21 protein-coding genes are annotated in these 25,273 nt (G+C 62.3%); 16 read left to right on the top strand and 5 right to left on the bottom strand.

Annotated features, from left to right (window positions below; genetic code table 11):
* Positions 1–34: 34 nt before the first annotated feature.
* From waaF to BMX59_RS10980, 7 genes are read left to right on the top strand one after another with little or no spacing between them, the layout of a single operon-like run.
* Positions 35–1,069 carry a lipopolysaccharide heptosyltransferase II gene (gene waaF / locus BMX59_RS11010; RefSeq protein ID WP_071492320.1) on the top strand — a complete coding sequence of 345 codons (1,035 nt, stop codon included), beginning with the start codon at positions 35–37 and terminating at the stop codon, positions 1,067–1,069.
* A gap of 1 nt (position 1,070) precedes the next feature.
* Complete coding sequence (waaC, locus tag BMX59_RS11005) at positions 1,071–2,132, top strand: lipopolysaccharide heptosyltransferase I (RefSeq protein WP_093121301.1); 1,062 nt, start codon at positions 1,071–1,073, stop codon at positions 2,130–2,132.
* Positions 2,132–3,256, top strand: coding sequence for a glycosyltransferase family 4 protein (locus BMX59_RS11000; RefSeq protein WP_071492318.1), 1,125 nt, complete (start codon positions 2,132–2,134; stop codon positions 3,254–3,256). The genes waaC and BMX59_RS11000 overlap by 1 nt, the downstream gene beginning before the upstream one ends.
* On the top strand, positions 3,253–4,059 hold the full coding sequence (gene rfaP / locus BMX59_RS10995; RefSeq protein WP_071492317.1) for a lipopolysaccharide core heptose(I) kinase RfaP: 807 nt from the start codon (positions 3,253–3,255) through the stop codon (positions 4,057–4,059). The genes BMX59_RS11000 and rfaP overlap by 4 nt, the downstream gene beginning before the upstream one ends.
* Positions 4,059–4,793 (top strand): lipopolysaccharide kinase InaA family protein, encoded by a 735-nt coding sequence (locus BMX59_RS10990; protein WP_093121300.1) that lies wholly within the window; start codon positions 4,059–4,061, stop codon positions 4,791–4,793. The genes rfaP and BMX59_RS10990 overlap by 1 nt, the downstream gene beginning before the upstream one ends.
* On the top strand, positions 4,790–5,542 hold the full coding sequence (locus BMX59_RS10985; protein WP_093121299.1) for a lipopolysaccharide kinase InaA family protein: 753 nt from the start codon (positions 4,790–4,792) through the stop codon (positions 5,540–5,542). The genes BMX59_RS10990 and BMX59_RS10985 overlap by 4 nt, the downstream gene beginning before the upstream one ends.
* A complete protein-coding gene (locus BMX59_RS10980) occupies positions 5,542–6,984 on the top strand; it encodes a lipopolysaccharide kinase InaA family protein (protein ID WP_093121298.1) in 1,443 nt (480 codons plus the stop codon). The genes BMX59_RS10985 and BMX59_RS10980 overlap by 1 nt, the downstream gene beginning before the upstream one ends.
* Here BMX59_RS10980 and BMX59_RS10975 read toward each other — a convergent pair whose 3' ends face one another.
* Complete coding sequence (locus BMX59_RS10975; protein WP_093121297.1) at positions 6,985–9,069, bottom strand: TonB-dependent receptor family protein; 2,085 nt, start codon at positions 9,067–9,069, stop codon at positions 6,985–6,987.
* 198 nt (positions 9,070–9,267) lie between these two features.
* On the opposite strand from BMX59_RS10975, the gene BMX59_RS10970 reads away from it, so the two are divergent.
* The 6 genes from BMX59_RS10970 (at position 9,268) to BMX59_RS10945 (ending at position 15,904) form a co-directional block, all read left to right on the top strand.
* The gene (locus tag BMX59_RS10970) at positions 9,268–9,624 is read left to right on the top strand and encodes a YceK/YidQ family lipoprotein (RefSeq protein WP_092246553.1); all 357 of its coding nucleotides are present in this window, start codon (positions 9,268–9,270) and stop codon (positions 9,622–9,624) included.
* A 142-nt stretch (positions 9,625–9,766) separates the two neighbouring features.
* Positions 9,767–11,524 carry a carbamoyltransferase family protein gene (locus BMX59_RS10965; protein ID WP_092246556.1) on the top strand — a complete coding sequence of 586 codons (1,758 nt, stop codon included), beginning with the start codon at positions 9,767–9,769 and terminating at the stop codon, positions 11,522–11,524.
* Positions 11,525–12,421, top strand: a complete 897-nt coding sequence (locus tag BMX59_RS10960; RefSeq protein WP_093121296.1) for an antimicrobial resistance protein Mig-14 — start codon at positions 11,525–11,527, stop codon at positions 12,419–12,421.
* Positions 12,418–13,818, top strand: coding sequence for a PIG-L deacetylase family protein (locus BMX59_RS10955; RefSeq protein WP_093121295.1), 1,401 nt, complete (start codon positions 12,418–12,420; stop codon positions 13,816–13,818). The genes BMX59_RS10960 and BMX59_RS10955 overlap by 4 nt, the downstream gene beginning before the upstream one ends.
* 59 nt (positions 13,819–13,877) lie before the next feature.
* On the top strand, positions 13,878–15,026 hold the full coding sequence (locus BMX59_RS10950; protein WP_093121294.1) for a glycosyltransferase: 1,149 nt from the start codon (positions 13,878–13,880) through the stop codon (positions 15,024–15,026).
* Positions 15,023–15,904 (top strand): glycosyltransferase, encoded by an 882-nt coding sequence (locus BMX59_RS10945; RefSeq protein WP_093121293.1) that lies wholly within the window; start codon positions 15,023–15,025, stop codon positions 15,902–15,904. Before BMX59_RS10950 ends, BMX59_RS10945 begins: the two co-directional genes overlap by 4 nt.
* A gap of 54 nt (positions 15,905–15,958) precedes the next feature.
* On the opposite strand, the gene BMX59_RS10940 is transcribed toward BMX59_RS10945, so the two are convergent.
* Positions 15,959–17,815, bottom strand: a complete 1,857-nt coding sequence (locus BMX59_RS10940; protein ID WP_093121292.1) for an O-antigen ligase family protein — start codon at positions 17,813–17,815, stop codon at positions 15,959–15,961.
* A gap of 157 nt (positions 17,816–17,972) precedes the next feature.
* On the opposite strand from BMX59_RS10940, the gene msbA reads away from it, so the two are divergent.
* The 3 genes from msbA to BMX59_RS10925 all read left to right on the top strand — a co-directional run bounded on the left by msbA (position 17,973) and on the right by BMX59_RS10925 (position 22,231).
* Positions 17,973–19,778 (top strand): lipid A export permease/ATP-binding protein MsbA, encoded by a 1,806-nt coding sequence (gene msbA / locus BMX59_RS10935; protein WP_093121291.1) that lies wholly within the window; start codon positions 17,973–17,975, stop codon positions 19,776–19,778.
* 109 nt (positions 19,779–19,887) lie between these two features.
* Entirely contained in the window at positions 19,888–21,312 is a 1,425-nt protein-coding gene (gene hldE, locus BMX59_RS10930; RefSeq protein WP_092246574.1) for a bifunctional D-glycero-beta-D-manno-heptose-7-phosphate kinase/D-glycero-beta-D-manno-heptose 1-phosphate adenylyltransferase HldE, read from the top strand.
* Positions 21,305–22,231, top strand: coding sequence for an NAD-dependent epimerase/dehydratase family protein (locus tag BMX59_RS10925; RefSeq protein WP_093121290.1), 927 nt, complete (start codon positions 21,305–21,307; stop codon positions 22,229–22,231). Before hldE ends, BMX59_RS10925 begins: the two co-directional genes overlap by 8 nt.
* Positions 22,232–22,260: 29 nt before the next feature.
* Here the strand turns inward: BMX59_RS10925 and BMX59_RS10920 are convergent, their stop codons facing one another.
* Genes BMX59_RS10920 through BMX59_RS10910 form a run of 3 tightly spaced genes read right to left on the bottom strand, consistent with a single transcriptional unit; the run spans position 22,261 to position 25,246 of the window.
* Entirely contained in the window at positions 22,261–23,220 is a 960-nt protein-coding gene (locus BMX59_RS10920) for a metal ABC transporter ATPase (RefSeq protein ID WP_071492298.1), read from the bottom strand.
* Positions 23,221–23,261: 41 nt separating this feature from the next.
* Positions 23,262–24,074 (bottom strand): aldo/keto reductase, encoded by an 813-nt coding sequence (locus tag BMX59_RS10915; protein ID WP_071492297.1) that lies wholly within the window; start codon positions 24,072–24,074, stop codon positions 23,262–23,264.
* Positions 24,071–25,246 (bottom strand): NAD(P)/FAD-dependent oxidoreductase, encoded by a 1,176-nt coding sequence (locus BMX59_RS10910; RefSeq protein ID WP_093121289.1) that lies wholly within the window; start codon positions 25,244–25,246, stop codon positions 24,071–24,073. The genes BMX59_RS10915 and BMX59_RS10910 overlap by 4 nt, the downstream gene beginning before the upstream one ends.
* Positions 25,247–25,273: the final 27 nt, after the last annotated feature.

Here is a 25,273-nt window from a genome sequence, read left to right as displayed (position 1 = left end):
GCATAAGCCTCCCCGCATCGTTTGTGGAAACTACATGAATATTCTGATCGTTGGGCCCAGTTGGGTCGGTGACATGGTGATGGCGCAGACACTCTTCCAGTGCCTGCGCGTGCGTTACCCGGACTGCCAGATCGACGTGCTCGCCCCCGAGTGGAGCCGGCCGATCCTCGAGCGCATGCCCGAGGTGCGCAAGGCCTTGAGCTTCCCGCTCGGCCACGGTGCCCTGGAGCTGGCAACCCGCCGTCGCATCGGCAAGTCCCTGGCGGGTGAGTACGACCAGGCGATCCTGCTGCCCAACTCGCTCAAGTCGGCGCTGGTGCCGTATTTTGCCGGTATCCCCAAGCGCACCGGCTGGCGCGGCGAGTTCCGCTACGTGCTGCTCAATGACGTGCGCACGCTGGACAAAGCCCGCTACCCGCTGATGATCGAACGCTTCATGGCCCTGGCCTATGAGCCGGGTGCCGAGTTGCCCAAGCCGTATCCGCGCCCGAGCCTGCAGATCGACCCGCTGAGCCGCGACGCGGCCCTGGCCAAGTTCGGCCTGACCCTGGACCGGCCGGTGTTGGCCTTGTGCCCCGGCGCCGAGTTTGGCGAGTCCAAGCGCTGGCCGTCGGAGCATTACGCGAAGGTGGCCGAGGCGAAGATCCGCGAAGGCTGGCAGGTGTGGCTGTTCGGTTCGAAGAAGGACCATCCGGTAGGTGAAGACATTCGCCAGCGCCTGATCCCCGGCCTGCGTGAAGAGGCAGTGAACCTCAGTGGCGACACGTCCCTGGCCGAGGCCATCGACCTGCTGTCCTGCGCCGATTCGGTGGTGTCCAACGACTCCGGCCTGATGCACGTGGCCGCTGCGCTGAACCGCCCGCTGGTGGCGGTGTATGGCTCCACCTCGCCGGGCTTCACGCCGCCCTTGGCCGATCAGGTCGAAGTGGTGCGCCTGGGCCTGGAGTGCAGTCCATGTTTTGACCGTACCTGCCGTTTCGGCCACTACAATTGCATGCGCCAGTTGTTGCCGCAGCCGGTGAACGAGGCCTTGCAGCGGTTGCAGGGCTCTGCGGTCGAGGTCCGATAGTTTGCGCGTACTGGTAATCAAGACCTCATCCCTGGGCGACGTGATCCACGCCTTGCCGGCGCTGACCGACGCGGCGCGGGCGATCCCCGGCATTCAATTCGACTGGGTAGTGGAAGAAGGCTTTGCCGAGATTCCTACCTGGCACCCGGCGGTCGACAAGGTGATCCCGGTGGCGATCCGCCGCTGGCGCAAAAACATCTGGCAAACCATCAAGAGTGGCGAATGGCGGCGCTTCAAGCAGCAAGTCCAGTCGACCAAATACGATCTGGTGATCGACGCCCAGGGCCTGCTGAAAAGCGCCTGGCTGACCCGTTATGTGCGTGCGCCCGTCGCGGGTTTCGACAGAAACTCCGCCCGCGAGCCGATGGCCGCGCGTTTCTATTCGCGACGCCTCGCCGTTGCGCGAGGGCAACACGCGGTGGAGCGTCTGCGCCAGTTATTCGCCGTGGCGCTCGGATATGACCTGCCCAAAGGCCTGGGCGACTACGGCCTGAGCACTGAAAAGCTCCTGGGCCTGCCGCCGAAAAAACCTTTTGTGCTGCTGTTGCACGGCACCACCTGGGACACCAAGCACTGGCCCGAAGCCTACTGGCGCGAGCTGGCCGAGCGCGTGGGCCGCCTGGGTGTCGACGTGAAATTGCCCTGGGGTAACGCCGCCGAAAAAGCCCGTGCCGAACGCCTGGCCCAGGGCCTGCAAAACGCCGAGGTGCTACCCAAGCTGAACCTGGCCGGTGTGGCTCGTGTATTGGCCGGCGCTCGCGCCTGTGTGGCGGTGGACACCGGTCTCGGCCACCTGGCCGCCGCGCTGGATGTGCCGACCATCTCCCTGTTCGGCCCGACCAACCCCGGCCTCACCGGTGCCTACGGCAAGCGCCAGATTCATCTGGCCAGCGACTTCCCCTGCGCGCCGTGCCTGCAAAAGCAATGTACCTATCAACCGACGGCCGACGACCTGCGTCGGTTCGACCTCAAGCGCGAGTCGCCCCTGTGCTTCACTCGCCTGAACCCAGAGCGTGTGGCAAGCCGACTGAGCACGTTGTTATTGGCTGAGGAGCTGCACTGATGCAACTGGCTTTTGTGCTGTACAAATATTTCCCCTTCGGTGGCCTGCAGCGCGACTTCATGCGCATCGCCCTGGAGTGCCAGCAGCGCGGTCATCAGATTCGTGTGTACACGCTGATCTGGGAAGGCGACATCCCGCCCGGCTTCGAAGTGCTGGTGGCGCCGGTCAAGGCGTTCTTCAACCATCGGCGCAATGAAAAGCTCAGCGCCTGGATGGCCGCAGACCTGGCCAAGCGCCCGGTTGACCGCCTGGTCGGCTTCAACAAAATGCCCAACCTGGACGTGTACTACGCCGCCGACGGTTGCTTTGAAGACAAGGCGCAAAACCTGCGCCACTCGCTGTACCGCTATTTCGGCCGCTACAAGCACTTCGCCGAGTACGAGCGCGCAGTGTTCGCCAAGGACGCCAAGACCGAAGTCCTGATGATTTCCGAAGTGCAGCAGCCGCTGTTCATCAAGCATTACGACACCCCGGTGGAGCGCTTCCACCTGCTGCCACCGGGCATTGCCCAGGACCGCCGCGCACCGCCGAATGCCGCCGAAATCCGTGAGGGTTTCCGCAAGGAATTCAACCTCGGCGACGACGAGTTGCTGCTGGTGCAGATCGGCTCGGGCTTCAAGACCAAGGGCGTCGACCGCAGCCTCAAGGCCGTGGCCGCGTTGCCGCCTGAATTGAAAAAACGCACGCGCCTGTTTGTGATCGGCCAGGACGACCCCAAGGTATTCCAACTGCAAAGCGCCACCTTGGGCTTGGGCGATAACGTGCAGTTCCTCAAGGGCCGCAGCGATATCCCGCGTTTCCTGCTGGGCGCCGACCTGTTGATTCACCCGGCGTACAACGAAAACACCGGCACCGTCTTGCTCGAAGCCCTGGTGGCCGGGTTGCCGGTGCTGGTCTCGGCAGTATGTGGGTATGCCCACTACATTACCGAGGCCGACAGTGGCCTGGTACTGGATGAGCCGTTTGAACAAGCGCAGCTCAACCAGTACCTGACGCACATGCTCACCGACACTGCACAGCGCGCGGCCTGGAGCCGCAATGGCCTGGCCTTCGCTGAGACGGCCGACCTTTACAGCATGCCGCAGCGCGCTGCGGATGTGATTCTGGCGGAGCCAAAACGATGAAGTTGATTCTTGCCGAACCGTTCAAGACATTGTGGGCCGGGCTTGATGCCTTTGCCGAAGTCGAGAAACTGCAAGGCCAGGTATTCCGTGAGCTTGCGGCGCGCCGCACGCTGCGCACCGTGGTGGATGGCCGTCCGTATTTCGTGAAGATCCACCGTGGCATCGGCTGGGGCGAAATCTTCAAGAACCTGATTACCGCCAAGCTGCCGGTGCTGGGCGCAGGCCTTGAATGGGCGGCGATTCATCGACTCCAGGCACTCGGCGTGCCGACCATGACCGGCGTGGCTTTCGGCGAGAAGGGCAGCAACCCGGCGGACCAGCATTCGTTCATCATCACCGAAGAGCTGGCGCCGACCCTCAGCCTCGAAGACGTCACGATCAATTGGGTCGCCGAACCGCCTGCGCCCGCGTTGCGTCATGCCCTCACGGCCGAGCTGGCGCGCATGGTTGGCGATATGCACCGGGGTGGCGTAAACCACCGCGACTGCTACCTGTGCCACTTCCTGCTGGACACCGCCAGGCCCATCGATGCGAACAACATCAAGCTGTCGGTGATCGACCTGCACCGCGCTCAACTGCGTGCCCATCTGCCGCTGCGCTGGCGCGACAAGGACCTGTCCGCGCTGTACTACTCGGCGCTGGATATCGGCCTCACCCGTCGCGACAAGCTGCGTTTCCTCAAGGGCTACTTCCGCCAGCCGCTGCGCCAGATCCTCGCTGAGCAATCGGCGTCACTGAGCCTGATGCAGCGCAAGGCCGACAAGCTGTATGCGCGCAAGCTGCGTTATGGGGATGCGATCTGATGGCGGGTTGGAACCTGGAACCTGCGTACGCCAGCCTGGCGGATGATTTCGGCAACCTCGAAGCGGTCTTCGCCCTGCAAGGCGAGCGCCTGACCCGCGATCCGCTGTCGGAAGTGATCCGCGTGGAGCGTGGCGGTGTCAACTATTACGTCAAGCGCTACATTGGTGCCGGCAAAGGGCTGCGGCGCTACCTGGGCAAGCCGCGGGTCAAGTCCGAATGGCAGAACCTCAAGCGTTTCGCCAAATGGGGTATTCCCACCGCTGATGTGGTTGCCTGGGGGCTGGAGCGAAAGGGCCTGGCCTATGATCGTGGGGCAATGATCACCCGCGAGCTGCCGAAGACCGAAGACCTCTCGGTATTGGCCGAGCGCAACGATGCGCGCCTGCGCGACCCCAAGTGGGTCGACGCGGTGAGCCGTCAGCTCGCCGAATACACACGCACCATGCACGATCATCGCTTTACCCATAACGACTTGAAGTGGCGCAACCTGTTGATCGATGACCAGCAGACCCTGTACCTGATCGACTGCCCCAACGGCGATTTCTGGCGCGGGTTCTGGCTCAAGTACCGCATCACCAAAGACCTGGCCTGCCTGGACAAGGTGGCCAAGTATCACTTGTCCGCCACCCAGCGCCTGCGTTTCTACATGCAATACCGTCAGCGCCGACACCTGAGTGCAGCGGACAAACAGCGTATTCGCCACGTGGTGAAGTTTTTCGAGGGACGTGAATGAGTGATTTCCTGGCGGCTGAAGACCGGGCGCTGCTGGAGCGCAACGGCTTGGCGACGTTCGACGCCCTGTGGGCCAAACAACTGGATGCAGTGGATGAACCCAACACCAGTCGCGGCGGCTGGAGCAGCGTGTTTCGTCTGGAGCTGGACGGCCACGGTTATTACCTCAAGCGTCAGAGCAACTACCTGACGCGCAGCCTGCACCGTCCCTTTGGCGAGCCGAGTTTCTCCCGCGAGTTCCGCAATATCAGTCGTTACCGCAAGCTCGGCATCCCTGCCTTGCAGGCGGCTTTCTACGGCGAGCGCAAGGTGGGCGGCGAGCATCGCGCCATGCTGCTGACCCGTGCCCTGGACGGCTGGAATGACCTGGATTCGCTGCTGGGGCAGTGGCCTCAATTGAGCGACGCCCAGCACCACGCGATCCTGCTGGCCTGCGGTCAGCTTGCGCGCCGGTTGCACAGCGTCGGCCAGGTGCATGGCTGTTTTTATCCCAAGCATATTTTTATGCAGGCCACCGGCGACGGCTATGCCGCGCAGTTGATCGACCTTGAGAAAACCCGCCCGCTGCTGTTCGGCTGGCGCGATCGGGTCAAGGACCTGGAGCCGTTGTTGCGACGTGCACCGCAGTGGTCGGATGAACAGGTGCGCCAACTGTTGGCCGCCTATCTTGATCAATCGAAGGACAGCGCGCTGGTCACCAGCTGGCTGCAGAAACTGACCGCGCGCCGTAGTCACAAGGAAAACCGTTGATGCGTCTGTCCGAGCTTAAAGCCGCCGGCCGTAACCCCGGGCTGCCACTGACCCTCGAACTGGCCGATGCGGCCGGCCCGGGCCAGTTGCAACTGCTGAGCCTGTTGCGTGTGCTGCCGGGCGAGCGTTATGTGGGGGCGGCGGTCTGGCGCGGTCGTCCGGTTTTGGCCAAGTTACTGGTGGGCAGTAAGGCGGCGCGGCACTTTCAGCGTGAACTCAGCGGCGTGCGCCTGCTCGCCGAGCAAGGCCTGACCACGCCGTTGCTGCTGGCCGATGGTTTGCAGGAAGGCGAGGGCGGCTGGCTGCTGTTCGAGTTCATCGAGGGCGCCGAAAGCCTGGCCGATGCCTGGCAGGCCGTCGAAGACCTGCCGCCGCTGGCTGACGAACAAACCGCCGTGCTGGCCGAAGCGCTGGGCGCCATTGCGCAGATGCACACCAGGGGCCTATGGCAGGAAGACCTGCACCTGGACAACCTGCTGCGCCAGGACGGCAAGCTGTACCTGATCGATGGCGCCGGGATCCGCGTCGAAGAAGCGGGTAAACCGCTCTCACGCAACCGTGTGCTGGAAAACCTCGGGGTGTTTTTCGCCCAGTTGCCGAAGAATCTCGAGCCGTTTACCGAAGAGCTGCTGGTGTACTACCTGCTGAGCAACGGCGAGCACGCCCTGCCGCTGGAAGCCCTGGAGAAACAGGTGCGTAAGGTCAGTGCCTGGCGCCTCAAGGACTTCCTGAGCAAGGTCGGCCGTGAATGCACGCTGTTCAGCGTGGTGCGCGGCGCCTTTGCCTTGCGCGCGATCCGGCGGGAAGAGGAACCGGCCATGCTGCCGGTGCTGGAACAGGCTGACGCACTGCTGGACCAGGGGCATTTGTACAAGACCGGCGGCGCCGCCAGCGTGGCCAAGGTCGAGGTGGCCGGTCGGCCGCTGGTAATCAAGCGCTATAACATCAAGGGCTTCGCCCACTGGCTCAAACGCTTCTGGCGTCCGAGCCGTGCCTGGCACTCCTGGCGCGAAGGCAACCGCCTGGCGTTCCTCGGTATCGCCACGCCCAAGCCGCTGGCGGTGCTGGAAAAACGCTTCTTCTGGTTGCGCCGTCGCGCTTACTTGGTCACCGAATACCTGCCCGGCCCAGATATCATCGAGCGCTTCGCGCCGTACGTTGAAAATGGTGACGCGCCGGAAAACGAACTGCAGGCGCTGGATCACCTGTTCGCCGAGCTGATCCGTGAACGCATCAGCCATGGCGATTTCAAGGGCCACAACCTGTTCTGGGACCAGGGCCGCTGGTCGCTGATCGACCTGGACGCCATGTGTCAGCACGGCTCTGAGGCGAGCTTCGCCCCGGCGTATGCCAAGGACCGGGCGCGGTTCATGCGTAACTGGCCCGAAAGCAGTGCGTTGTACCAATTGATTGATCAGCGGTTGCCACGAGACATCAACTGATCAGAACCGATACTCCGCCCCGGCGCCTGCATACCACGAACGTCCAGGCGCCGCTTCGTAGTAGCGGTTATTGCCGTCGCCGACGATCACCGAGCCGACGTACTGGCGGTCGAGCAGGTTGTCCAGGCGCAGGGTCTGGTGGAAGGTCCAGTGTTCGACTTTCTGCTCAAAGCGGGCGCGCCAGTTGAATACGCTGTAGGTCGGGGCGGCGTGTTGGCTGTTGGTGTCTTCGACGTAGACCTGGCTGCGGTACATCCCTTCGAGGGCGGTGCTGACCCAGTCCCTTGGTTTCCAGCTCAGTTCTGCGAACAGCGTGGTTTGAGGGACTCCCGGCAGGTAGTTGCCCTTGTCGACGGCGGTGTTGCCGCTGACGAAGTCACTGTCGTAGGTGGCTTGCAGGCGGGTGTAGGCGAGGTTGGCGCTCCAGTGCTCGCTGAGCTGGCTTTCGATGCCCAGTTCGAAGCCGCGGCGCAGGGTGCGGCCGGCGTTTTGGTAACTGGTGCGGCCGTCTTTGGATTGAGCGACCACTAACTCATCTTCTGTAGTTATCTGGAATACGGCCGCATTGATCCTGGTGTTTTTCACTTGGGCCTTTAATCCCACTTCGTACTGGGTGCTCTCTGACGGTTTCAAGCCGAAGTTGAAGCCCTCCACATTGCCCGGCGCATAGGCCAATTCGGCCTGGGTTGGTGTTTCGAAGCCTTTGCCCGCGCTCACATAACCATGCAGTTCAGGCGTGAACGCATACATCACGCTCATTGACGGCGTATTTTTCTGATAGGTCTTGTTGCCGCTGGAATCGCCGTTGCTGAGGAACTGGTCGTCAACGTCCAACTGCATGGTGCTGTGCCGGACGCCGGCTTGCAGGGTCCAGCGGTCGAGGGCCCAGTTGGCCTGGATATAGGGGTCGAGACTGCGGGCGGTGTCGATTTCATCGCGGCGCAGTTGGCCTTTTACGCCGAGGGTGTTGCCGCTGTAGTTCTGGTAGCCGTGGCGACTGTCTTCGCTTTGATCGAAATCCAGGCCGGAGATGATCATTAGCTCGCCCGGTGCGCTTTCAATAGGCTGTATCCAACGCACGCTGCCGCCATAGAACTTGCGGTCGAATTGCACCACCCCGCCGCCACGCTCGTTGGCGGGTGTGCCCTTTGGAATCGACAAATACTGAATCACACTCCGCCGCCCCGTATATCCGTTCACCTGCAGTGTCGCATCGCCGAAGTACCGCTCGTAATTCATTCCCAATTGCTGATGATCGATGCTTTTACGCGTGTTGTACGTCAGCGCGTTGGCGCTCACCGAGCGTGGGTCGGCCTTGTACGCTGCCCAGGTCTGCCCCAGCGGGTCCTGGGTGCCGTTCTGCTCCAGGCTGCTGTAGATCAGCGCCAGCTTGCTGTCGTCATCCGGCTGGACATTGAGCTTGGCGAAGGTCTGGTCGCGGCGTGCGCTGCTGTGGTCGCGGTAGCCGTTGGTGTCCATGCGCGAAGCGTCGAGCACGAAACCGGCGCCGTTGGTCGCGCCTTCGGCGTTCAGGTGGTTCTTGTTCAGGCCGTCGCTGCCCACCAGGGTCTCGGCGCCGATGCGCGGTGGGCCTTCGCCGTCGCGGGAGAACATCTGGATCACGCCGCCGGCATTGCTGCCATACAGGGTGGCGGCAGGGCCGCGCAGCACTTCGATGCGTTCGGCGGTATCGAGGTTGAAGGTGGCCGCCTGGCCCTGGCCGTCCGGGGTACTGGCGGGGATGCCGTCGGCAATCAGCTTGATGCCGCGCACGCCGAACGCCGAGCGGGCGCCGAAGCCTCGGGAGGAAATCTGCAGGTCCTGGGCATAGTTCTGGCGGTTCTGCACCACCAGGCCAGGCACGCGGGACAGGGCCTCGGAGGCGTTGATGCCCAATTGGCCGTCGCTGATCTGTTCGCGGCTGATGCCGTCCACCGAGTACGGCAGGTCGAAGGTCGGGCTGGCGCTGCGCGAGCCGGTGACCACGCTGGGGGCGAGGACCAGCGGAGCGTCGTCGGCCCGAGCGGTATCGCTCAGGGCCAACAGGCCAGGCAACAACAAGGTGAAGCGGGCGAGGGTTTTCATCAGTCAGCCGGAATCCATGGCGCGCATAGGAGGTAGACGCGCAAAGGGGCGCGAGTTTAGTGGCTCAGGCGATTTTTATCATTTGGGAATCGTCCTACGCTGCAAATCAATTTTGCTGCTTTGGGTCACCCACCTTGGCGATGGTAGCGTGGTCAGCCTTGGCAATAACAATGGCGGACGGGCCATAAGGAGAGGGTCATGAGAATGGGGTCGAAAGTCTTGTGCAGTGCGCTGTCGCTTGTGTTGACGGGCTGCGGAACCATCAATACGGTCTTCCGGCCCGACGCGGTCACCAGCCAGAACCTCAAGGACTCGCGCAGTCACTGCGAAAACGTGCCGCGCATCTACAGCGGGGTGATCTACGGGTTCTGCACGCTCAATGGGGAGCCGGCGCCCGACAAGAGCCTGAAGGACAAGAGCCTGATCGACCATGACGGGAGCATGCTACCCTTTGTCGCGGTCGAGTTTGTCGCCTCCGGCGTGCTGGACACCCTGGTGCTGCCCTACACCGTTTACCGTCAAAGCCGGGACGGCAGCATCGAGATCTTCCGCTGATCCCTCTTGACGCTCGCCGCTAACAGCTTCCTTTCGCTTTTACGCTATAATCCCGCCCTTTAGCTGTTTCCCGCCCAGGCGGGGAGCACACTTTTTTCAGGCGCAACCCGCCTGCATGCAGACTAAAAGAGGCTAGACCCCTGTGGCATTGACGATTCTTGGCCTGTCCGGCGCCCTTAGCCATGATCCTTCCGCAGCCTTGTATATCGACGGCAAGCTGATCGCTGCCGCCGAAGAAGAACGCTTCGTACGCGACAAACATGCAAAGAACCGCATGCCCTACGAGTCGGCGAAGTTCTGCCTGGAACAGGCCGGTATCAAGCCTTCCGACGTTGACGTGGTGGCGATCCCGTTCGCCCCGATCAGCCTGTTCGGTGAGGCGCGCTGGCATTACGCCAAGCGTTACTGGTACGCCCCGGACCGCGCCCTTGATGCGATCCTGATGGGCAACCGTCGCTACAAGCGCTATCGCAACAAGATCGTCTGGTGCCTGGAGCAACTGGGCTTCGATCCGAAGAAAATCAAGATCGAACCGGTTGAACACCACCTGGCCCACGCTTCCAGCGCCTACCACTGCTCCGGTTTCCAGGAGAAAACCGCGATCCTCGGGATCGACGGTAAAGGTGAGTACGCCACCACGTTCTTCGGCTACGGCGAAAACGGCAAGATCCACAAGATCAAGGAATTCTACGACCCGGACTCCCTGGGCGGCCTGTACGGCGCGATCACCGAGTTCCTCGGTTTCGAGATGCTCGACGGTGAGTTCAAGGTCATGGGCATGGCGCCGTATGGCGATGCCAGCAAGTACGATTTCTCGCGCCTGGCCTCCTTCGAGAACGGCGAGCTGGTGATCAATACCGACTACGCCAACGTCATCGGCCTGCGCCGTTATAAAGAGAAGGGCAAGGGTTTCTACTTCTCGCCAAAACTGATCGAGTGGCTGGGTCCCAAGCGCGAAGGCGATATCGCCGACGAGCCGTACATCCACTACGCCGCCAGCATGCAGGCGCTGTTCGAGAAGCTGGCCTTGCAGATGATCGACCACTACCTGGGCGACATCCTCAAGGACACCGGCAAGCTGGCCTTCGCCGGCGGCTGCGCGCTGAACGTCAAGCTGAACCAGAAAATCATCGCCCGTGATGACGTCAAGGAGCTGTTCGTACAGCCAGCCTCCGGCGATGCCGGTACTGCCGTGGGCGCGGCGGCCTACGTGTCCCACGCCCGGGGTGTGCCGGTGGAGAAGATGGAACACGTCTACCTCGGCCCGTCCTACAGCAACGAAGACGTGATCGCCGCGTGCGCCAGGCATGAGAGCAAGCCGAACTGGCGCAAGATCGAGAACATGCCCCAGCGCATCGCCAGGATCATGGTCGACGGCAACCCGGTGGCCTGGTTCCAGGGCCGCATGGAGTTTGGCCCGCGTGCATTGGGCGGCCGTTCGATCATCGGTTGCCCGAGCGCCACCGGGGTGGCGGATCGCATCAACCACCAGATCAAGTTCCGCGAGCGCTGGAGGCCTTTCTGCCCGTCGATGCTCGACACCGTCGCGCCGCAGATGATCAAGGTCGACCATCCGGCACCCTTCATGACCTTCACCTTTGAAGTGGCCGAAGAGTGGAAGACCCGCGTGCCGGAAGTGGTCCATGAAGATGGCACCTCCCGCGCTCAGGTGCTCAAGCGCGAGTACAACCCGCGCTACTACGACATGATGAAAGAGCTCGAAGTGCTGACCGGCAACGGCGTGTCCCTGAACACCTCGCTCAACCGTCGCGGCGAAGCGATGATCTGCTCGCCGACCGACGCGCTGAACATGTTCTTCGGCTCCGACCTGCAATACCTGATCATGGAAGACATTCTGGTCGTCAAGGACGGCGTGGACCCTTATGACGCCGTGGTCTAAATGCTGAACCGCTTCCAGGCGTGGCGTGAGCGTGGCTGGGCGCCTGTCGAGGCCGAGGTTTACGCCCAGGCCTGGCAGCGGTTTGGCGGCAGCGTTGCGACCCATCCGCAGGTTGTCGAACGCTTGGCGGGCCTGGCGCAGATTCCGGTGCGTTACCTGGGCTGGGAACAGGACGGCGAACTCCGGGGGGCGATTGCCACCTGGGGGCGCGACCTGGCCCTGTCCAAGGACGTACTCAAGCGCAGCGGCAAGAAAGGCCTGTTTGACCTGGGCAATGCTGAGATCATCCTGCCGATCACTGCCGATGCCCAGTTGCCGGTGCGCCATCGCGGGCGCTACCTGTCAGCGCTGAACGAGGGCCGCATCAGCACCCTCAAGTCCCAGGCCGAGCAGTTGGCTATGGCGCGTACCCCCGAAGACCTGTCGAAGAAGTTTCGCTACAACCAGCGCCGCGAACTGCGTCTGCTGGAAGAGGCGGGCGGCGTGGTGCGGGCGGTGAGCGAGTTTTCCAGTGTGGAGCTGTCGGCGATCTACTGCGATCTGTTCCAGCGCCGCTGGGGCTTTGCCGCCACAGGCGCCGAGCGTCTGGCTGAGGTGCTGGAGCTGCTCAAAGAGTTCCTGATCGGCTCGGTCCTGTTTCTCAACGATGCGCCGATTGCCGTACAACTGGTGTACCGCGTCGAGGCGCCGGAGTGGATCAGCATCGAGTACGTCAATGGCGGTGTCGACCCTGAAACCCGGGCATTCAGCCCCGGCAGTGTGCTGAGCTTCCTCAACACCCAAAGTGCCTGGGAACAGGCGCGGGCCGTGGATAAACCGCTGCGTTTTTCCTTCGGGCGTGCCGACCGCGAGTACAAGGAGCGCTGGTGCAACCCGGTGCCGGTGTTCAGCGTATGAGCCGCAAACAGCAATTGCTCAAGCGCCACCGGCGCAATAAACGCATCGTCCTGCTGATCGGGCTGCTGCTGTTGATCGCGGCCGGTGTGCTGGTGGCCTGGTGGTTGCCGCTGATCCTCGCGGTCGTGCTGTGGGTGGCCCACGAAGCCTGGTTTGCCGACCACCTGTTTTATTCGCCCAAGGAAGACTACCAATACAGTTTTGCGTCGAGTGGTCACCAGGCCGGGCTGCGTCTGGAAGGGAGCCGACTGCTGGCAGAGACACCGCTCGAGCTGGCAGGCGATGAAACGCTGATCGTCGAAGTGCAGCTCAAAAGCAACGTGTGGGGGCGTTTCTTCGATCCTGTGGTTGAGTGTCTGGACGATCGCCAGGCATTCGAGCGCGGTGTGGCCGGCAAGCGTTACCTCAACCTCACGGGCTCTGCGGCGGCTTTGGCTGCTGGTGAGCTGCACCTGCGCGGGCACTTTTGTCGCGTGATCGGCCAGCCTGTCTTGTGGGTGTTTCGCCAGCCCGATCTTGCCCGCCGGCGGGTGATGGTGATCGCCCCTCATGCCGATGATGCTGAACTGGCTGCCTTCGGCCTGTACAGTCAGGCGGATGAAAGCTGGATCGTGACCCTGACCGCAGGTGAGATCGAGGCCGAGCACTATCAGCAAATGGGCTTGCCCAAGGCTGAAGCGGCGCGGATCAAAGGGCGCCTGCGTGCCTGGGACAGCATTGCCGTGCCGCGCTGGGCCGGTGTGCCCGAGGCGCACTGCGTGCAGTTGGGGTATTTCTGCCTGCAACTGTCGGCCATGCGTGACGCCCCCGATCAACCCCAGGCATCGCGCGAAGCGCAGTTGGACGATACGCGGCTGTTCCGCCAGTTCAATGCCTTGGCGTTGCCGGGGGATGTGGACGGTGCGCCGACCTGGAACAACCTGATAGTCGACCTGCGGGCGGTGTTGCTCAAGGCGCGTCCCGAGGTGATTGTGTTGCCGACGCCAGTGCTCGACCCCCACCCTGACCATATCTGCGCGCACACCGCGGTGGTGCAGGCGCTGCAGGGGCTTGAGTGGCAACCGACCACGTTGCTTGGTTATGCCAACCATCTGCATGATAACGACCGTTGGCCCATGGGTGATTCAGGCGCCGGCATCGCTTTGCCGCCGCAGTTCGATGCCGCCCAGGTACTTGAGCCCTATTGCCGGGTGCTCAGCTTGAGCCAGCAGCAGGACAAGGCCATGGCGCTGGGTATGATGCATGATCTGCAGCCCCGTGCACCGTTCAAGCGCCGGGTGCGTCGTCTGTTGCAGCAATGGCTGGCCGGCCGTGGTCCATCGCCTTACGGCGAGAACGAATTTTTCCGCAAGGCCGTGCGCCGCCACGAGCTGCTTTGGGTGCTGAAGCAGGACTGAAATTGACTTTTTTCGTCGGGCTGCCCGCGTGCAGTAGCCCGATTGCCTCATGGAGTGATATGAAGCCTCGTTTCAAGGTTTTGCAGTTGCAGCCTGACTACAACGTCAAGCTCAATGATTTCGCTGATCTCGGCGAGCAGATCGTCAAGGCGTTGCCGACGGAGCGATTCGAGGTAACGTCCGCCTTCCTGAGCGGTCGACCGCAGCCGGGCCAGCCGTTGAGCGTGGCGGATCATTCCAAGTATTTCGAGTTTCCCGAGAAGGCCCTCAAAGGCATCCGCCTGGGCGCCATGTGGGAAATCTACAAGTACTGCCGTGAGCAGAAATTCGATGTGGTCATCTGTAACCGCTTCAAGTCGGTGAACATGATGCTGTCGCTCAACCGTTGGTTGAAGATCCCGTTGTGCATCGGCATCTCCCACGGTTTCGGCGAGTACGAACGCGCGTATCGCCGGCGCCAGACGCGCCGCCTGGTCAGCCCGGCCTGGCGCTTTGTCGGGGTATCGGCGGCAGTCAGGGATTACCTGATCGGCCTCAACTGCGGCTTTACCCAAGAGAACACCACCTTCGTCACCAATGCCATCGATATTCCCCAGGCCGAAGCCTTGCAGTTGCCACGCGAGCAGGCGCGCCAAGCGCTCGGGCTGCCGCTCGACGCGCGGATCATCGGCGCACTGGGGCGACTGGTGCCGATCAAGGGCCATACGCACCTGCTGCAAGCGTTTGCCCGCCTCAAGGATAAGTACCCTGACGCTCAAGTCGGCATCATTGGTTCCGGCCGTGCCGAAGCCGACTTGCGTGCGGACATCGAGCGCCTTGGCCTCACTGGTCGTGCGCACTTGCTGGGCTTTCGCGAGGATGGCCTCAAATATGTACGCGCCTTCGATATTTGGACCATGCCTTCCTTGCTTGAGGGCCTGGGCCTGGCCCTGCTCGAAGGCATGAGTGGACGCCTGCCGGTGATTGCTTCCAACGGGCCGGCCATGCTGCCGCTGGTGGAAGGGGCGGGAGGCTTGTCTCACGAGCCTGGCAATGTCGAGCAACTGACAGCGGCCCTGGACACTTATCTGGCCATGAGCGACGAGCAATTGCGCGCCAAGGGTGAACAGGTGTTCCGTTATCTGGAAGAAAACCACGCCCTTGCCGAGTTCCAGCAAAAGTACCTGAACCTCATCGAAACCGGTTTGAAAGAAGTAGGTAGAGCATGACAGCACAACAACCCCTGGTCTCGGTGATCATCGCGTCCTACAACCACGGCCGGTACATCGAGGAGAGCATCCTCAGCGTGCTTGGCCAGACGTACCCTAACATCGAGCTGCTGGTGGTGGATGACGGTTCCAAGGATGACAGTGTCGAGCGCATCCAGCGCCTGCAGGTCGAACACGGCTTTGATTTCCAGGTGCAGCAGAACCAGGGCCTGACCGCCACGCTCAACGGAGCCATCGCCCGCGCCAAGGGCAGCCTGATCGCCCCGTTCGGCTCCGATGACATCATGTTGCCGGACCGCATCGCCACCCAGGTGGCCTACATGGAAGGGAAGCCGAAGGTGGGCATGTGCGCTGGCAATATCGAGTTGATCGATGGTGACGGCAACCTGCACCCGGAGAAAAAGCAGCGCCGCGACGTACCGTTTCGCAGCCTGGATTTCGACGACATGTTCATGGACCGCAAGCCCTTCCCGCCGGCACCGACCATGTTGATTCGCCGCGAAGTGCTGGAAGAAGTCGGTGGCTTCGACCCATTGATCCCTTTGGAAGACCTGCTGATCCAATTGAAGATCACCGCCGCGGGCTACACCATTGACGCGCTCGGCGTGGTGATGGCGCAGTATCGGCAGCACGCAAGCAACACCTACAAGAACCATCGCTATATGATCCAGAACATTCTCAAGACCTATGCCCATTTCAGCGAGCATCCGGCCTATGACGCGGTGCGCTATAACTTCCTGAACTCGATGTTCCTGAAGACGGCTGATCGTGACCGGCCACTGGCGCGGGAGATCCTCAAGCAGATCCCGCTGAAGTTCTGGGGGCGCAAGACTTTGCGTGGCTTGGTGCGGTTGTACCTGGCGCCCCTCAGGAAATGAGGCGGCGGGGGGTATGAAAAAGGCGACTATCAGCAGTGATAGTCGCCTTTTTTATCAGGTGGCGGGGCTGGTCAATGCCTGCACTTGCGCGCGGATCTTCGCCGTGGCGCCTTGGCTGGCAACGGACGCATAACCTTTGGCCAACTGTTCGAAGTGTGTCTCGAACAACCAGGCGCGGTCCTGTGGGTAGCGCTGCATATGGCGCAGGTTGCGCTGGCGCAACGCGTTGCGCAGCGGCGACGGGAAGATGCGCAGGTCGGCGATATCGATCAGGGCGAACTCACCGTCATCCATCAACAGCACGTTACCCAGGTGCAGCGAGCGGAAGTACACACCGCGCTCATGCAGCTTGGCCATGAACTGACCGAAACGTTCGATCAGCGACTCACGCAGGCTGTTGTCCAGGCCTTGCAGGGCCTGGCGCAGAGTCAGGCCGGGCAGTGGCGCGTAGCTGACGGCAGTGCTGGCATCGCGCAGGCTATAGAGGCCTAGAATCTGCGGCGTGGGGATGCCCAGGGTGCGCAATTGCTCGGCGTTGCTGGCAAACCGCTCGGAGTAGGGGTTGAAGCTGCCCGAGGTGTACCAGTGGCGCGCACGGAAGATCTTCAGGAAGCGGCCGTCGGCCAGGCGCAGGACTTTCGGACCCAGCCCGTCGGCTTCGATCACGTGGGCATTGCTGCACAACTGGTCGAAAGCTGCGGGCTTGAGCGCTTGTACCGGCATGCGCAACAGGCTGTGGCGGCGCTGGGCGATGCTCAGGCCGGCAATGATCGCCAGCGGGATCCACAGCACGAACCAGTGCTCTTTCGGACGTGACAGGATGCCACCCCCTTCGGTCAGCCCGGCGCCGATGCCATAGGTCAGCAGCGACGAAGCCAGGATGAAGAGTGGCTGGACGCGTTCTTTCAGGCCCTTGTACAGCCCCCAGCCGATCATGAAGATCCACGGGATAAAGCCGATGATGCCGACGTAATACAACACGCCCAGGGCAAAGCTGTGCGGCTCGCGCAGCTGATAGCCGTCGGACAGGGTCAGGTAGAGCTCGGAGTCGTAGCTGTGGCCGATCCATGGATGTTCGGCAATGCGTTGCAGTGACATGCCCCACAGTTCAAAGCGAAATGAGCTGCCTCGTTCGGTAATGGATTCCGGGTATAGCAGCAGCAATGCAGCAGCCCCCAGGACCAGGCTTGCTATCAGCAGGGCCGAGCGGCGGTTGCGGCTGACGAAGGTCATCCACAGGACGGTCAGTGTCAGGGCTACCAGCGGTGTACGCGAGCCTGTAGCCAGAACCGCCGCGAGCATGACTGCCAGAGCCGGGGCGCTGAACCACAGGACTTTCAGGCGCTGGGTGGTCATGCAGACATACAACCAGTAGACGCAGAAGAAACCGAATAGATGAGAACTGAGCAGCGGATTGTCGAGAGCGCCACGCCCACCGATCATGCGCATGCCCGGTTCGAAGCCTTTGACGAACGCCACCAGGTTGCACAGGCTCACCACCAGTGCGATTACCGCCGCACTGAAGAAGATCGGCTTGAACAGTTCGTTGCGGTAATGCAGCAACAGCCCGCAGCCACCAAACAACATGAAGGTATTGAGCGGGCGCTTGAACAGGTCGGTGTCGGTGGTGGGCTCCGGGCTCCACAGCAGGCTGGTCAAGGCCCATGCGGAGAAGACCAGAAAGGCGAGCGCCAGGGGCTCGCGCAGTAACTCTTTCAGCTCCCGGGGGCGCATGCACAACATGAAGAGCGTCGGGACGCTGAACAGGATGTAGACGATTCGATGCAGCACGTTGCGGTTGGATACGAAGAACAGCGAACTCAGCAACAGCAACAAGCCAATGGGCAAGATCCACAGGACCAGGAAGTCAAAAACGCGATTTGAGCCATAGATCAGGCGCTTGGAGTGCATACAGTAAAGCCATTCCATTTGAGAAAGCCGACCATCATAAAGTAGTGGCTATATAATGTCGCCGGTTGGAGCCAACCGGTTTGAGGGTCATGCAGGGTGCAAGTACAACAGAGAAGCTGTGCTAAAGTCAGCCTCCTTTTTCAAAACGCCGCGTGATATGACCGACTCCAGTCCGAGCGCAAGCCCTTCGAGCTTGAAAATATACTTCCGCCTGCTCAGTTACGTTAAGCCTTACGCCGGCTTGTTCGCGCTGAGTATCGTTGGATTTCTGATTTTCGCGTCGACCCAGCCGATGCTGGGGTACATCCTCAAGTACTTCGTCGACGGCCTTTCCAACCCTGAAGCCGTGCTATTCCCTACCGTGCCGTACCTTCGGGACCTGCAACTGCTGCAAGCCGTGCCGCTGCTGATCATCCTGATCGCCGCCTGGCAGGGCCTGGGTTCGTTCCTGGGCAACTACCTGCTGGCCAAGGTGTCCCTGGGCCTGGTCCATGACCTGCGCGTGCAGTTGTTCAACAACTTGCTGACGCTGCCCAATCGCTACTTCGACAACCACAACTCCGGGCACCTGATTTCTCGCATCACCTTCAACGTGACCATGGTCACGGGGGCGGCGACCGATGCGATCAAAGTGGTGATTCGTGAAGGCATGACAGTGATCTTTCTGTTCGCCTCGCTGCTGTACATGAACTGGCGCCTGACGCTGGTGATGATTGCCATCCTGCCGTTGATCGCCGTGATGGTGAGCACGGCCAGCAAGAAATTCCGCAAGCAGAGCAAGAAGATCCAGGTGGCGATGGGCGACGTGACTCACGTGGCCTCCGAAACCATCCAGGGCTACCGCGTGGTGCGCAGCTTCGGGGGGGAGGTCTACGAAGAAAAACGCTTCCTCAAGGCCAGCCAGAGCAACACCAACAAGCAACTGCGCATGACGCGCACCGGGGCGATCTACACACCGGCACTGCAACTGGTGATCTACACCGCGATGGCGGTGCTGATGTTCCTGGTCCTTTATCTTCGCGGTGACGCATCGGCCGGTGACATGGTGGCCTACATCACCCTGGCCGGCCTGCTGCCCAAGCCGATTCGCCAGCTCTCGGAAGTCAGCTCCACGATCCAGAAGGGCGTAGCGGGTGCCGAAAGCATTTTTGAACAGTTGGACGAAGAGGTCGAAGTCGACAACGGCACCATCGAGCGCGACAAGGTCAGCGGTCGTCTCGACGTACGCAACCTGAACTTTACCTACCCGGGCACCGAGCGCCATGTGCTCAAGGACATCAACTTCACCGCCGAGCCTGGGCAGATGATCGCCCTGGTCGGGCGCTCGGGCAGCGGGAAGTCGACCCTGGCCAGCCTGATCCCGCGCTTCTACCACCACGCAAGTGGCGAAATCCTGCTGGATGGTGTCGAGATCGAAGACTACAAGCTGCTCAACCTGCGCAAACACATTGCCCAGGTGACCCAGCATGTGACCTTGTTCAGCGACACGGTTACCAACAACATCGCCTACGGCGACCTGGCGGGTGCGCCTCGGGCGGACGTTGAAGCGGCCGCGGCGGACGCCAATGCCAAGGACTTCATCGACCAGTTGCCCAAGGGCTTCGACACCCAGGTTGGCGAAAACGGTGTGTTGCTGTCCGGCGGCCAGCGCCAGCGCCTGGCGATTGCCCGCGCCCTCCTGAAGAATGCACCGCTGCTGATTCTCGACGAGGCCACCTCGGCCCTCGACACCGAGTCCGAGCGCCACATACAGGCAGCGCTGGACAAGGTCATGCAAGGTCGCACCACCTTGGTGATTGCTCACCGTTTGTCCACCATCGAGAAGGCCGACCTGATCCTGGTGATGGACGACGGTCGAATTGTCGAGCGTGGCACGCACAGTGAGCTGCTGGCACAGAACGGCTATTACGCCCGCCTGCATGCCATGGGCCTGGATGCGCCGATTTCCGCCGACATCACCTGAACCTCCCTGTAGGAGCCGGCAAGCCGGCTCCTTGCAAAACCCTCCCGCAAACCTCCCACAACCCTGTGCTAATATCGCGCCCCTGTTCATTTTGTATGTGGGTTGCTCCATGAAGTTGTCCATGCCGCGATTCGATCAAGCCCCTGTCTTGGTGGTCGGCGATGTCATGCTCGACCGTTACTGGCATGGTGGTACCTCACGGATTTCCCCTGAGGCGCCGGTGCCGGTCGTCAAGGTCGAGCAAATCGAAGACCGTCCAGGTGGCGCTGCCAACGTTGCCCTCAATATTGCCGCGCTCGGCGCCCCGGCCTCGCTGGTCGGTGTGACCGGCGACGACGAAGCCGCCGACAGCCTGGCCAACAGCCTGCGCGGTGCCGGCGTGCGGGCGTTGTTCCAGCGCATCGCCCACCAGCCGACCATCGTCAAGCTGCGGGTGATGAGCCGTCACCAGCAATTGCTGCGTATCGATTTTGAAGAACCCTTCGCCACCGACGCCCTGGCCTTGAGTGGTCAGGTCGATCAGTTGCTGGAAGGCATCAAGGTGCTGGTGTTGTCCGACTACGGCAAAGGCGCCTTGAAGAACCACCAGGAACTGATCCAGGCCGCCAAGGCCCGGGGCATTCCGGTATTGGCCGATCCCAAGGGCAAGGACTTTTCGATTTATCGCGGAGCCAGCCTGATTACGCCGAATCTCAGCGAATTCGAAGCCATCGTCGGCGGTTGCGCCGATGAGCACGATCTGGTGACCAAGGGCGCGACGCTGATGGCCGACCTCGACCTCGGCGCCTTGCTGGTGACCCGCGGCGAGCACGGCATGACCCTGCTGCGCCCCGGCCACCCGGCAATGCACTTGCCGGCACGTGCCCGTGAAGTATTCGACGTCACCGGCGCCGGCGACACCGTGATTTCTACCCTGGCGGCCTCGATTGCCGCCGGTGAAGAACTGCCCCACGCCGTGGCCCTGGCCAACCTGGCGGCGGGCATCGTGGTGGGCAAGTTGGGTACTGCGGCCATCAGCGCGCCTGAATTGCGCCGTGCGATCCAGCGCTCCGAAGGCTCGGAGCGGGGCGTGCTGACCATCGAGCAATTGCTGCTGGCGATTGACGATGCCCGCGCCCACAACGAAAGCATTGTGTTCACCAACGGTTGTTTCGACATCCTGCACGCCGGCCATGTGACCTACCTGGAACAGGCGCGTGCCCAGGGGGATCGACTGATTGTCGCGGTCAATGACGATGCGTCGGTCAGCCGCCTGAAAGGCCCTGGCCGTCCGATCAACAGTGTCGACCGGCGCATGGCGGTGCTGGCGGGGCTGGGCGCGGTGGACTGGGTGATCAGCTTCCCTGAAGCGACCCCGGAAAACCTGCTGGCCCAGGTCAAGCCGGACGTGCTGGTCAAGGGCGGCGACTACTCTGTCGACCAGGTCGTGGGAGCGGACATCGTCAGCGCCTACGGTGGCAAGGTCAAGGTGCTGGGCCTGGTCGAGAACAGCTCGACCACCGCCATTGTCGAGAAGATCCGCAACAATGAGTAAGCAGGTTCTTGTCACCGGCGGCGCGGGGTTTATCGGCTCGCACCTGGTCGATGCGCTGCTCGCCAAAGGCTACGGCGTGCGGGTACTGGATAACCTCTCCACCGGCAAGCGCAGTAACTTGCCGTTGGACAATCCGCGCGTCGAACTGCTGGAAGGTGATGTGGCCGATGCCGAGTGGGTCGCCCGTGCCGCTGTCGGCGCAGCGGCGGTGGTGCATCTGGCAGCGGTGGCCTCGGTGCAGGCCTCGGTGGATGACCCGGTCAGCACGCACCAGAGCAATTTCGTCGGCACCCTGAATGTGTGCGAAGCCATGCGCAAGGCCGGCGTCAAGCGTGTGGTGTATGCCTCCAGCGCTGCGGTATATGGCAACAATGGCGAAGGGGCTTCGATCGACGAAGAGATCACCAAGGCGCCGCTCACGCCCTATGCGTCCGACAAGTTGGCCGGCGAGCACTACTTCGATTTCTACCGTCGCCAGCATGGCCTGGAGCCGGTGATCTTCCGTTTCTTCAATATCTTCGGGCCACGGCAGGACCCGTCATCGCCGTATTCCGGCGTGATCAGTATCTTCAGCGAGCGCGTGCAACAGGGCGTGCCGATTGCCGTGTTTGGCGATGGCGAGCAAACCCGCGACTTCATGTACGTGGGGGACCTGGTGGATTTGCTGGTGCAGGCTGTTGAAGCGCCTGAAGCTCCGCTGGGCGCAATCAATGTCGGCTGGAACCGCACCACCACGCTCAAGGATGTGCTGCGGGCCTTGGAAGACATCGTCGGCAAGCTGCCGGCGGTGACTTACGGGCCGGCACGCTCCGGCGATATCCGGCATTCGCGGGCGAACAACCAGCGGTTGCTGGCGAGCTTCACACTGCCGGAGCCCACGCCGTTGAAGGTGGGCCTGGAGCGCTTGCTCAAAGGCTGAACGCCATCGACTGTGGGAGCTGGCTTGCGTCAGGCCTTGGTTTTTTTCTTCGGCACGATCTTGCGCAGCACCCGCTGGGCCAGGCGTTTCAATTTCGACTCTTTCTCAGGCTCTGCCAGACCTTGCTGGCGCAGCCAATCCTTCCAGCGAATCCGCTCCTCACGAACCAGCCAGCCTTCCTGCTGGGCGAAGCTCTCCGCCAGGTACAAGCCTCGCGTGCTCGCCGGGTACAACTGGTCTTTCTTGACGGTGTACAACTCAGCCTGGGGCTGGCCGTCTTTCAATGGCATCAGGTACAGGTCCGGGCGTTGACGGTCGAGGCGGGCGACCAGTTGGTCGCCTTCGAGGCGTTCGTCCACATGGAACAGGCTCAGGGATTTGGCTTCCTTGGGCACTTCCAGGCGCAGGTCGTAGATCAATTGCAGCGATGCCGTGGGCAGGTGCACATAGGCGCGCGGGCGTTCGATCAACTGGGTGGTGGCGCAGCGCACCGGGCGAGCCGCGCCGGACAGCGGGCTGAGGCGAAAGGGCAGGGCTTCGCGGTAATGCAGGGCGGCGGAGTAGGGGGCCGGCAGCCAGGTGTCGTTGAAGCGCCCGCCGAGCCAGCCTTCCGGCGTCTCCAGCAGGCATTCTTCGGCAATTTCCTGGATGGCGGTGTGCAGCGGCAGGTTCAGCTCATGGGCGGGCACGTAGCCTGAGATCAGCTTGAGTACCACGTCGCCACGGTCCTGGCGGCGCTGGCGCACCAGCACCCAGTAATCCTTGTTTTGCCAATGCAGGGTCAGGCGCACCGACACGCCGAGGTTGGCCAGTTCCAGGGCGAAACGCTCGGGGTCTGCCACCTCCACCGGCTTGCGCCGTTGCAGGGTCTGGGCAAAGTTGAGCGGCATGCCGACGCTCTGGTAGCTCAGGCCTTCGGGGGTGGCTTCGACGTGCAGCGGCAGTGTCTTGAAGTTGCTGGGGTTTTTTCTTATGAGCGTTCGCGGCATGTCGGCTCCTTCTTGCGACGGGGTCGGCCGCGTCGGCGGCATCAGAGTTGACGAATGACCTGGGCAGCGGTCGCCACGTTATGGGCCAGGTGCAGCGGATTAATGGTCCCGACAATAGCACTGGCAACGCCTGTTTGCGCAAACAACAACATGAAACTGGCGCGAATTGGATCCATTCCCGGCTCCAGGCACACGTGGCCGCTGGCCAAGGCCTTTTTCACCAGGATGCCCTTGCCATGGGCCGCCGCATATTCAATGACGGCTTTCTCGGCCTGTTCGTTCAGATTGTAGGTGACCATCGCGCAATCGCCCTGTTCCAGAGCCTTTACGCCGCCCTCGACGGTCTTGCCGGAAAAGCCGAAACCACGGATCTTGCCTTCCTGTTTCAGCGCCGCCAGGGTCTGGTAGACCTCGCAGTCATTGAGGATATGCAGGTCGTTACCGTCGGAGTGCACCAGCACCAGGTCGATAAAATCGGTTTCAAGTCGTTTCAAGCTGCGCTCGATCGACATCCGGGTGTGGGCCGCGCTGAAGTCGTGGCTGGACGCGCCATTCTCGAATTCTTCGCCGACTTTGCTGACGATCACCCAGTCTTTGCGCTGGCCCCGCAGCAGCGGCCCCAGACGTTCTTCGCTCATGCCATAGGCCGGCGCGGTGTCGATCAGGTTGATGCCCAGTTCACGGGCCTGGCGCAACAGCATGCGGGCCTCGTCGTCGCCGGGGATCTGGAAGCCGCTGGGGTATTTCACCCCTTGGTCGCGGCCCAGCTTGACGGTGCCCAGGCCCAGGGGTGATACCAGCAGGCCAGTGCTGCCCAGGGGGCGGTGCAGGTCGTGCAGGGTGGGCAGGCTCATGGCAACAGTTGCTCCCAGGCAGGCACGCCGATGGCGGGTCTTGGCAGGTCGGGCAGCGGCTCGCCGACACTTGGGCGGATGCCGTCACGCTCCAGGCTGTTGATCACCCGATCGGCGAAGTCTGGTGCCAGGGCCAATTTGGTCGGCCAGCCCACCAGCAGACGGCCTTGCTCGGCGATGAAGGCGTTGTCGGGCCGGGTCAGGCCCGATTGCAGGGGCTCCGCGCGGTCGACGCGCAGGGTCGTCCATTGGGTCTGGCTCATGTCGATCCAGGGCAGCAACTGCGCCAGCTCTTTTTGCGCCGTAGCAATCTGTTCCTGCGGGGTGCGCGCCACACCATCGGCTTCGGCAATATCGCCGCCCATGTACCACACCCAGTTGCCATCGGCCGCCGGGTGAGTGGTAACGGTAATGCGCGGTTTGGTGCCGCCGCCCAGGCAGTGGGCATACAGCGGCTTCAGGCCGGGCCCTTTGGCGATGATCATATGCAATGGGCGTTTTTGCATGGCCGGCTGGCTGATGCCCAGCGCGGTCAGCAGATCCGCCGTACCTGCGCCGGCACTCAACACGATGCGCTGGGCGCGGATCTCGCGACTGTCCACCTTCAAGCCCACCAACGTGTCGCCTTCCAACAAAGGTTCGATGTGTTGGCCGGCGAGCAAACCATCGCCGGCCAGTTGGGCCAGGCGTTCGATCAGGCTCGGTACATCGACGACCAACTCGGCAAGGCGGTAGACCTTGCCCTTGAAGCGGCGGTCTTGCAGCGCTGGGGGTAAATCGTCGCCCTTGACCTGATCAACACGGCCACGCACGGCCTTGCTGGCGAAAAAACTGGTGAGGTTGCCGGCGAGCGTGCCGGGGGACCACAGGTAATGCGCCTCGGACAACAAGCGTACGCCGCGCAGGTCCAGCTCACCGCTACCCGCCAGTGCTTCGCGCCAGCGACGCGGCATGTCGGCAATGGCTTCGGACGCGCCGGTGATCGCGCCGTGCAGGGCGTACTTCGCACCACCGTGAATGATCCCCTGGGACTTCACGCTCTGCCCGCCACCCAAGGTGGCGTTTTCCACCACTACCGTGGAAAACCCCTGGCGGCGCAGGCGCGCATTCAGCCAGAGGCCGGCAACCCCGGCGCCGACAATCAGAACGTCGGTGGAAATAACGGATGGCATGGGCGACCTCAGTGTTCAAGACAAGAG

It is taken from the genome of Pseudomonas sp. NFR09 (genome assembly GCF_900111535.1).
Taxonomy (GTDB): domain Bacteria; phylum Pseudomonadota; class Gammaproteobacteria; order Pseudomonadales; family Pseudomonadaceae; genus Aquipseudomonas; species Aquipseudomonas extremorientalis.
This window is presented reverse-complemented; position numbering and strand designations above follow the sequence as displayed.

Excerpts from the sequence above, each read along its gene's own strand:
- waaF (WP_071492320.1), top strand. The coding sequence starts at position 35 with ATGAATATTCTGATCGTTGGGCCCAGTTGGGTCGGTGACATGGTGATG.
- BMX59_RS11000 (WP_071492318.1), top strand. The coding sequence starts at position 2,132 with ATGCAACTGGCTTTTGTGCTGTACAAATATTTCCCCTTCGGTGGCCTG.
- rfaP (WP_071492317.1), top strand. The coding sequence starts at position 3,253 with ATGAAGTTGATTCTTGCCGAACCGTTCAAGACATTGTGGGCCGGGCTT.
- BMX59_RS10990 (WP_093121300.1), top strand. The coding sequence starts at position 4,059 with ATGGCGGGTTGGAACCTGGAACCTGCGTACGCCAGCCTGGCGGATGAT.
- BMX59_RS10985 (WP_093121299.1), top strand. The coding sequence starts at position 4,790 with ATGAGTGATTTCCTGGCGGCTGAAGACCGGGCGCTGCTGGAGCGCAAC.
- BMX59_RS10980 (WP_093121298.1), top strand. The coding sequence starts at position 5,542 with ATGCGTCTGTCCGAGCTTAAAGCCGCCGGCCGTAACCCCGGGCTGCCA.
- BMX59_RS10975 (WP_093121297.1), bottom strand. The coding sequence starts at position 9,069 with ATGAAAACCCTCGCCCGCTTCACCTTGTTGTTGCCTGGCCTGTTGGCC.
- BMX59_RS10970 (WP_092246553.1), top strand. The coding sequence starts at position 9,268 with ATGAGAATGGGGTCGAAAGTCTTGTGCAGTGCGCTGTCGCTTGTGTTG.
- BMX59_RS10960 (WP_093121296.1), top strand. The coding sequence starts at position 11,525 with ATGCTGAACCGCTTCCAGGCGTGGCGTGAGCGTGGCTGGGCGCCTGTC.
- BMX59_RS10955 (WP_093121295.1), top strand. The coding sequence starts at position 12,418 with ATGAGCCGCAAACAGCAATTGCTCAAGCGCCACCGGCGCAATAAACGC.
- BMX59_RS10950 (WP_093121294.1), top strand. The coding sequence starts at position 13,878 with ATGAAGCCTCGTTTCAAGGTTTTGCAGTTGCAGCCTGACTACAACGTC.
- BMX59_RS10945 (WP_093121293.1), top strand. The coding sequence starts at position 15,023 with ATGACAGCACAACAACCCCTGGTCTCGGTGATCATCGCGTCCTACAAC.
- BMX59_RS10940 (WP_093121292.1), bottom strand. The coding sequence starts at position 17,815 with ATGCACTCCAAGCGCCTGATCTATGGCTCAAATCGCGTTTTTGACTTC.
- msbA (WP_093121291.1), top strand. The coding sequence starts at position 17,973 with ATGACCGACTCCAGTCCGAGCGCAAGCCCTTCGAGCTTGAAAATATAC.
- hldE (WP_092246574.1), top strand. The coding sequence starts at position 19,888 with ATGAAGTTGTCCATGCCGCGATTCGATCAAGCCCCTGTCTTGGTGGTC.
- BMX59_RS10925 (WP_093121290.1), top strand. The coding sequence starts at position 21,305 with ATGAGTAAGCAGGTTCTTGTCACCGGCGGCGCGGGGTTTATCGGCTCG.
- BMX59_RS10920 (WP_071492298.1), bottom strand. The coding sequence starts at position 23,220 with ATGCCGCGAACGCTCATAAGAAAAAACCCCAGCAACTTCAAGACACTG.
- BMX59_RS10915 (WP_071492297.1), bottom strand. The coding sequence starts at position 24,074 with ATGAGCCTGCCCACCCTGCACGACCTGCACCGCCCCCTGGGCAGCACT.
- BMX59_RS10910 (WP_093121289.1), bottom strand. The coding sequence starts at position 25,246 with ATGCCATCCGTTATTTCCACCGACGTTCTGATTGTCGGCGCCGGGGTT.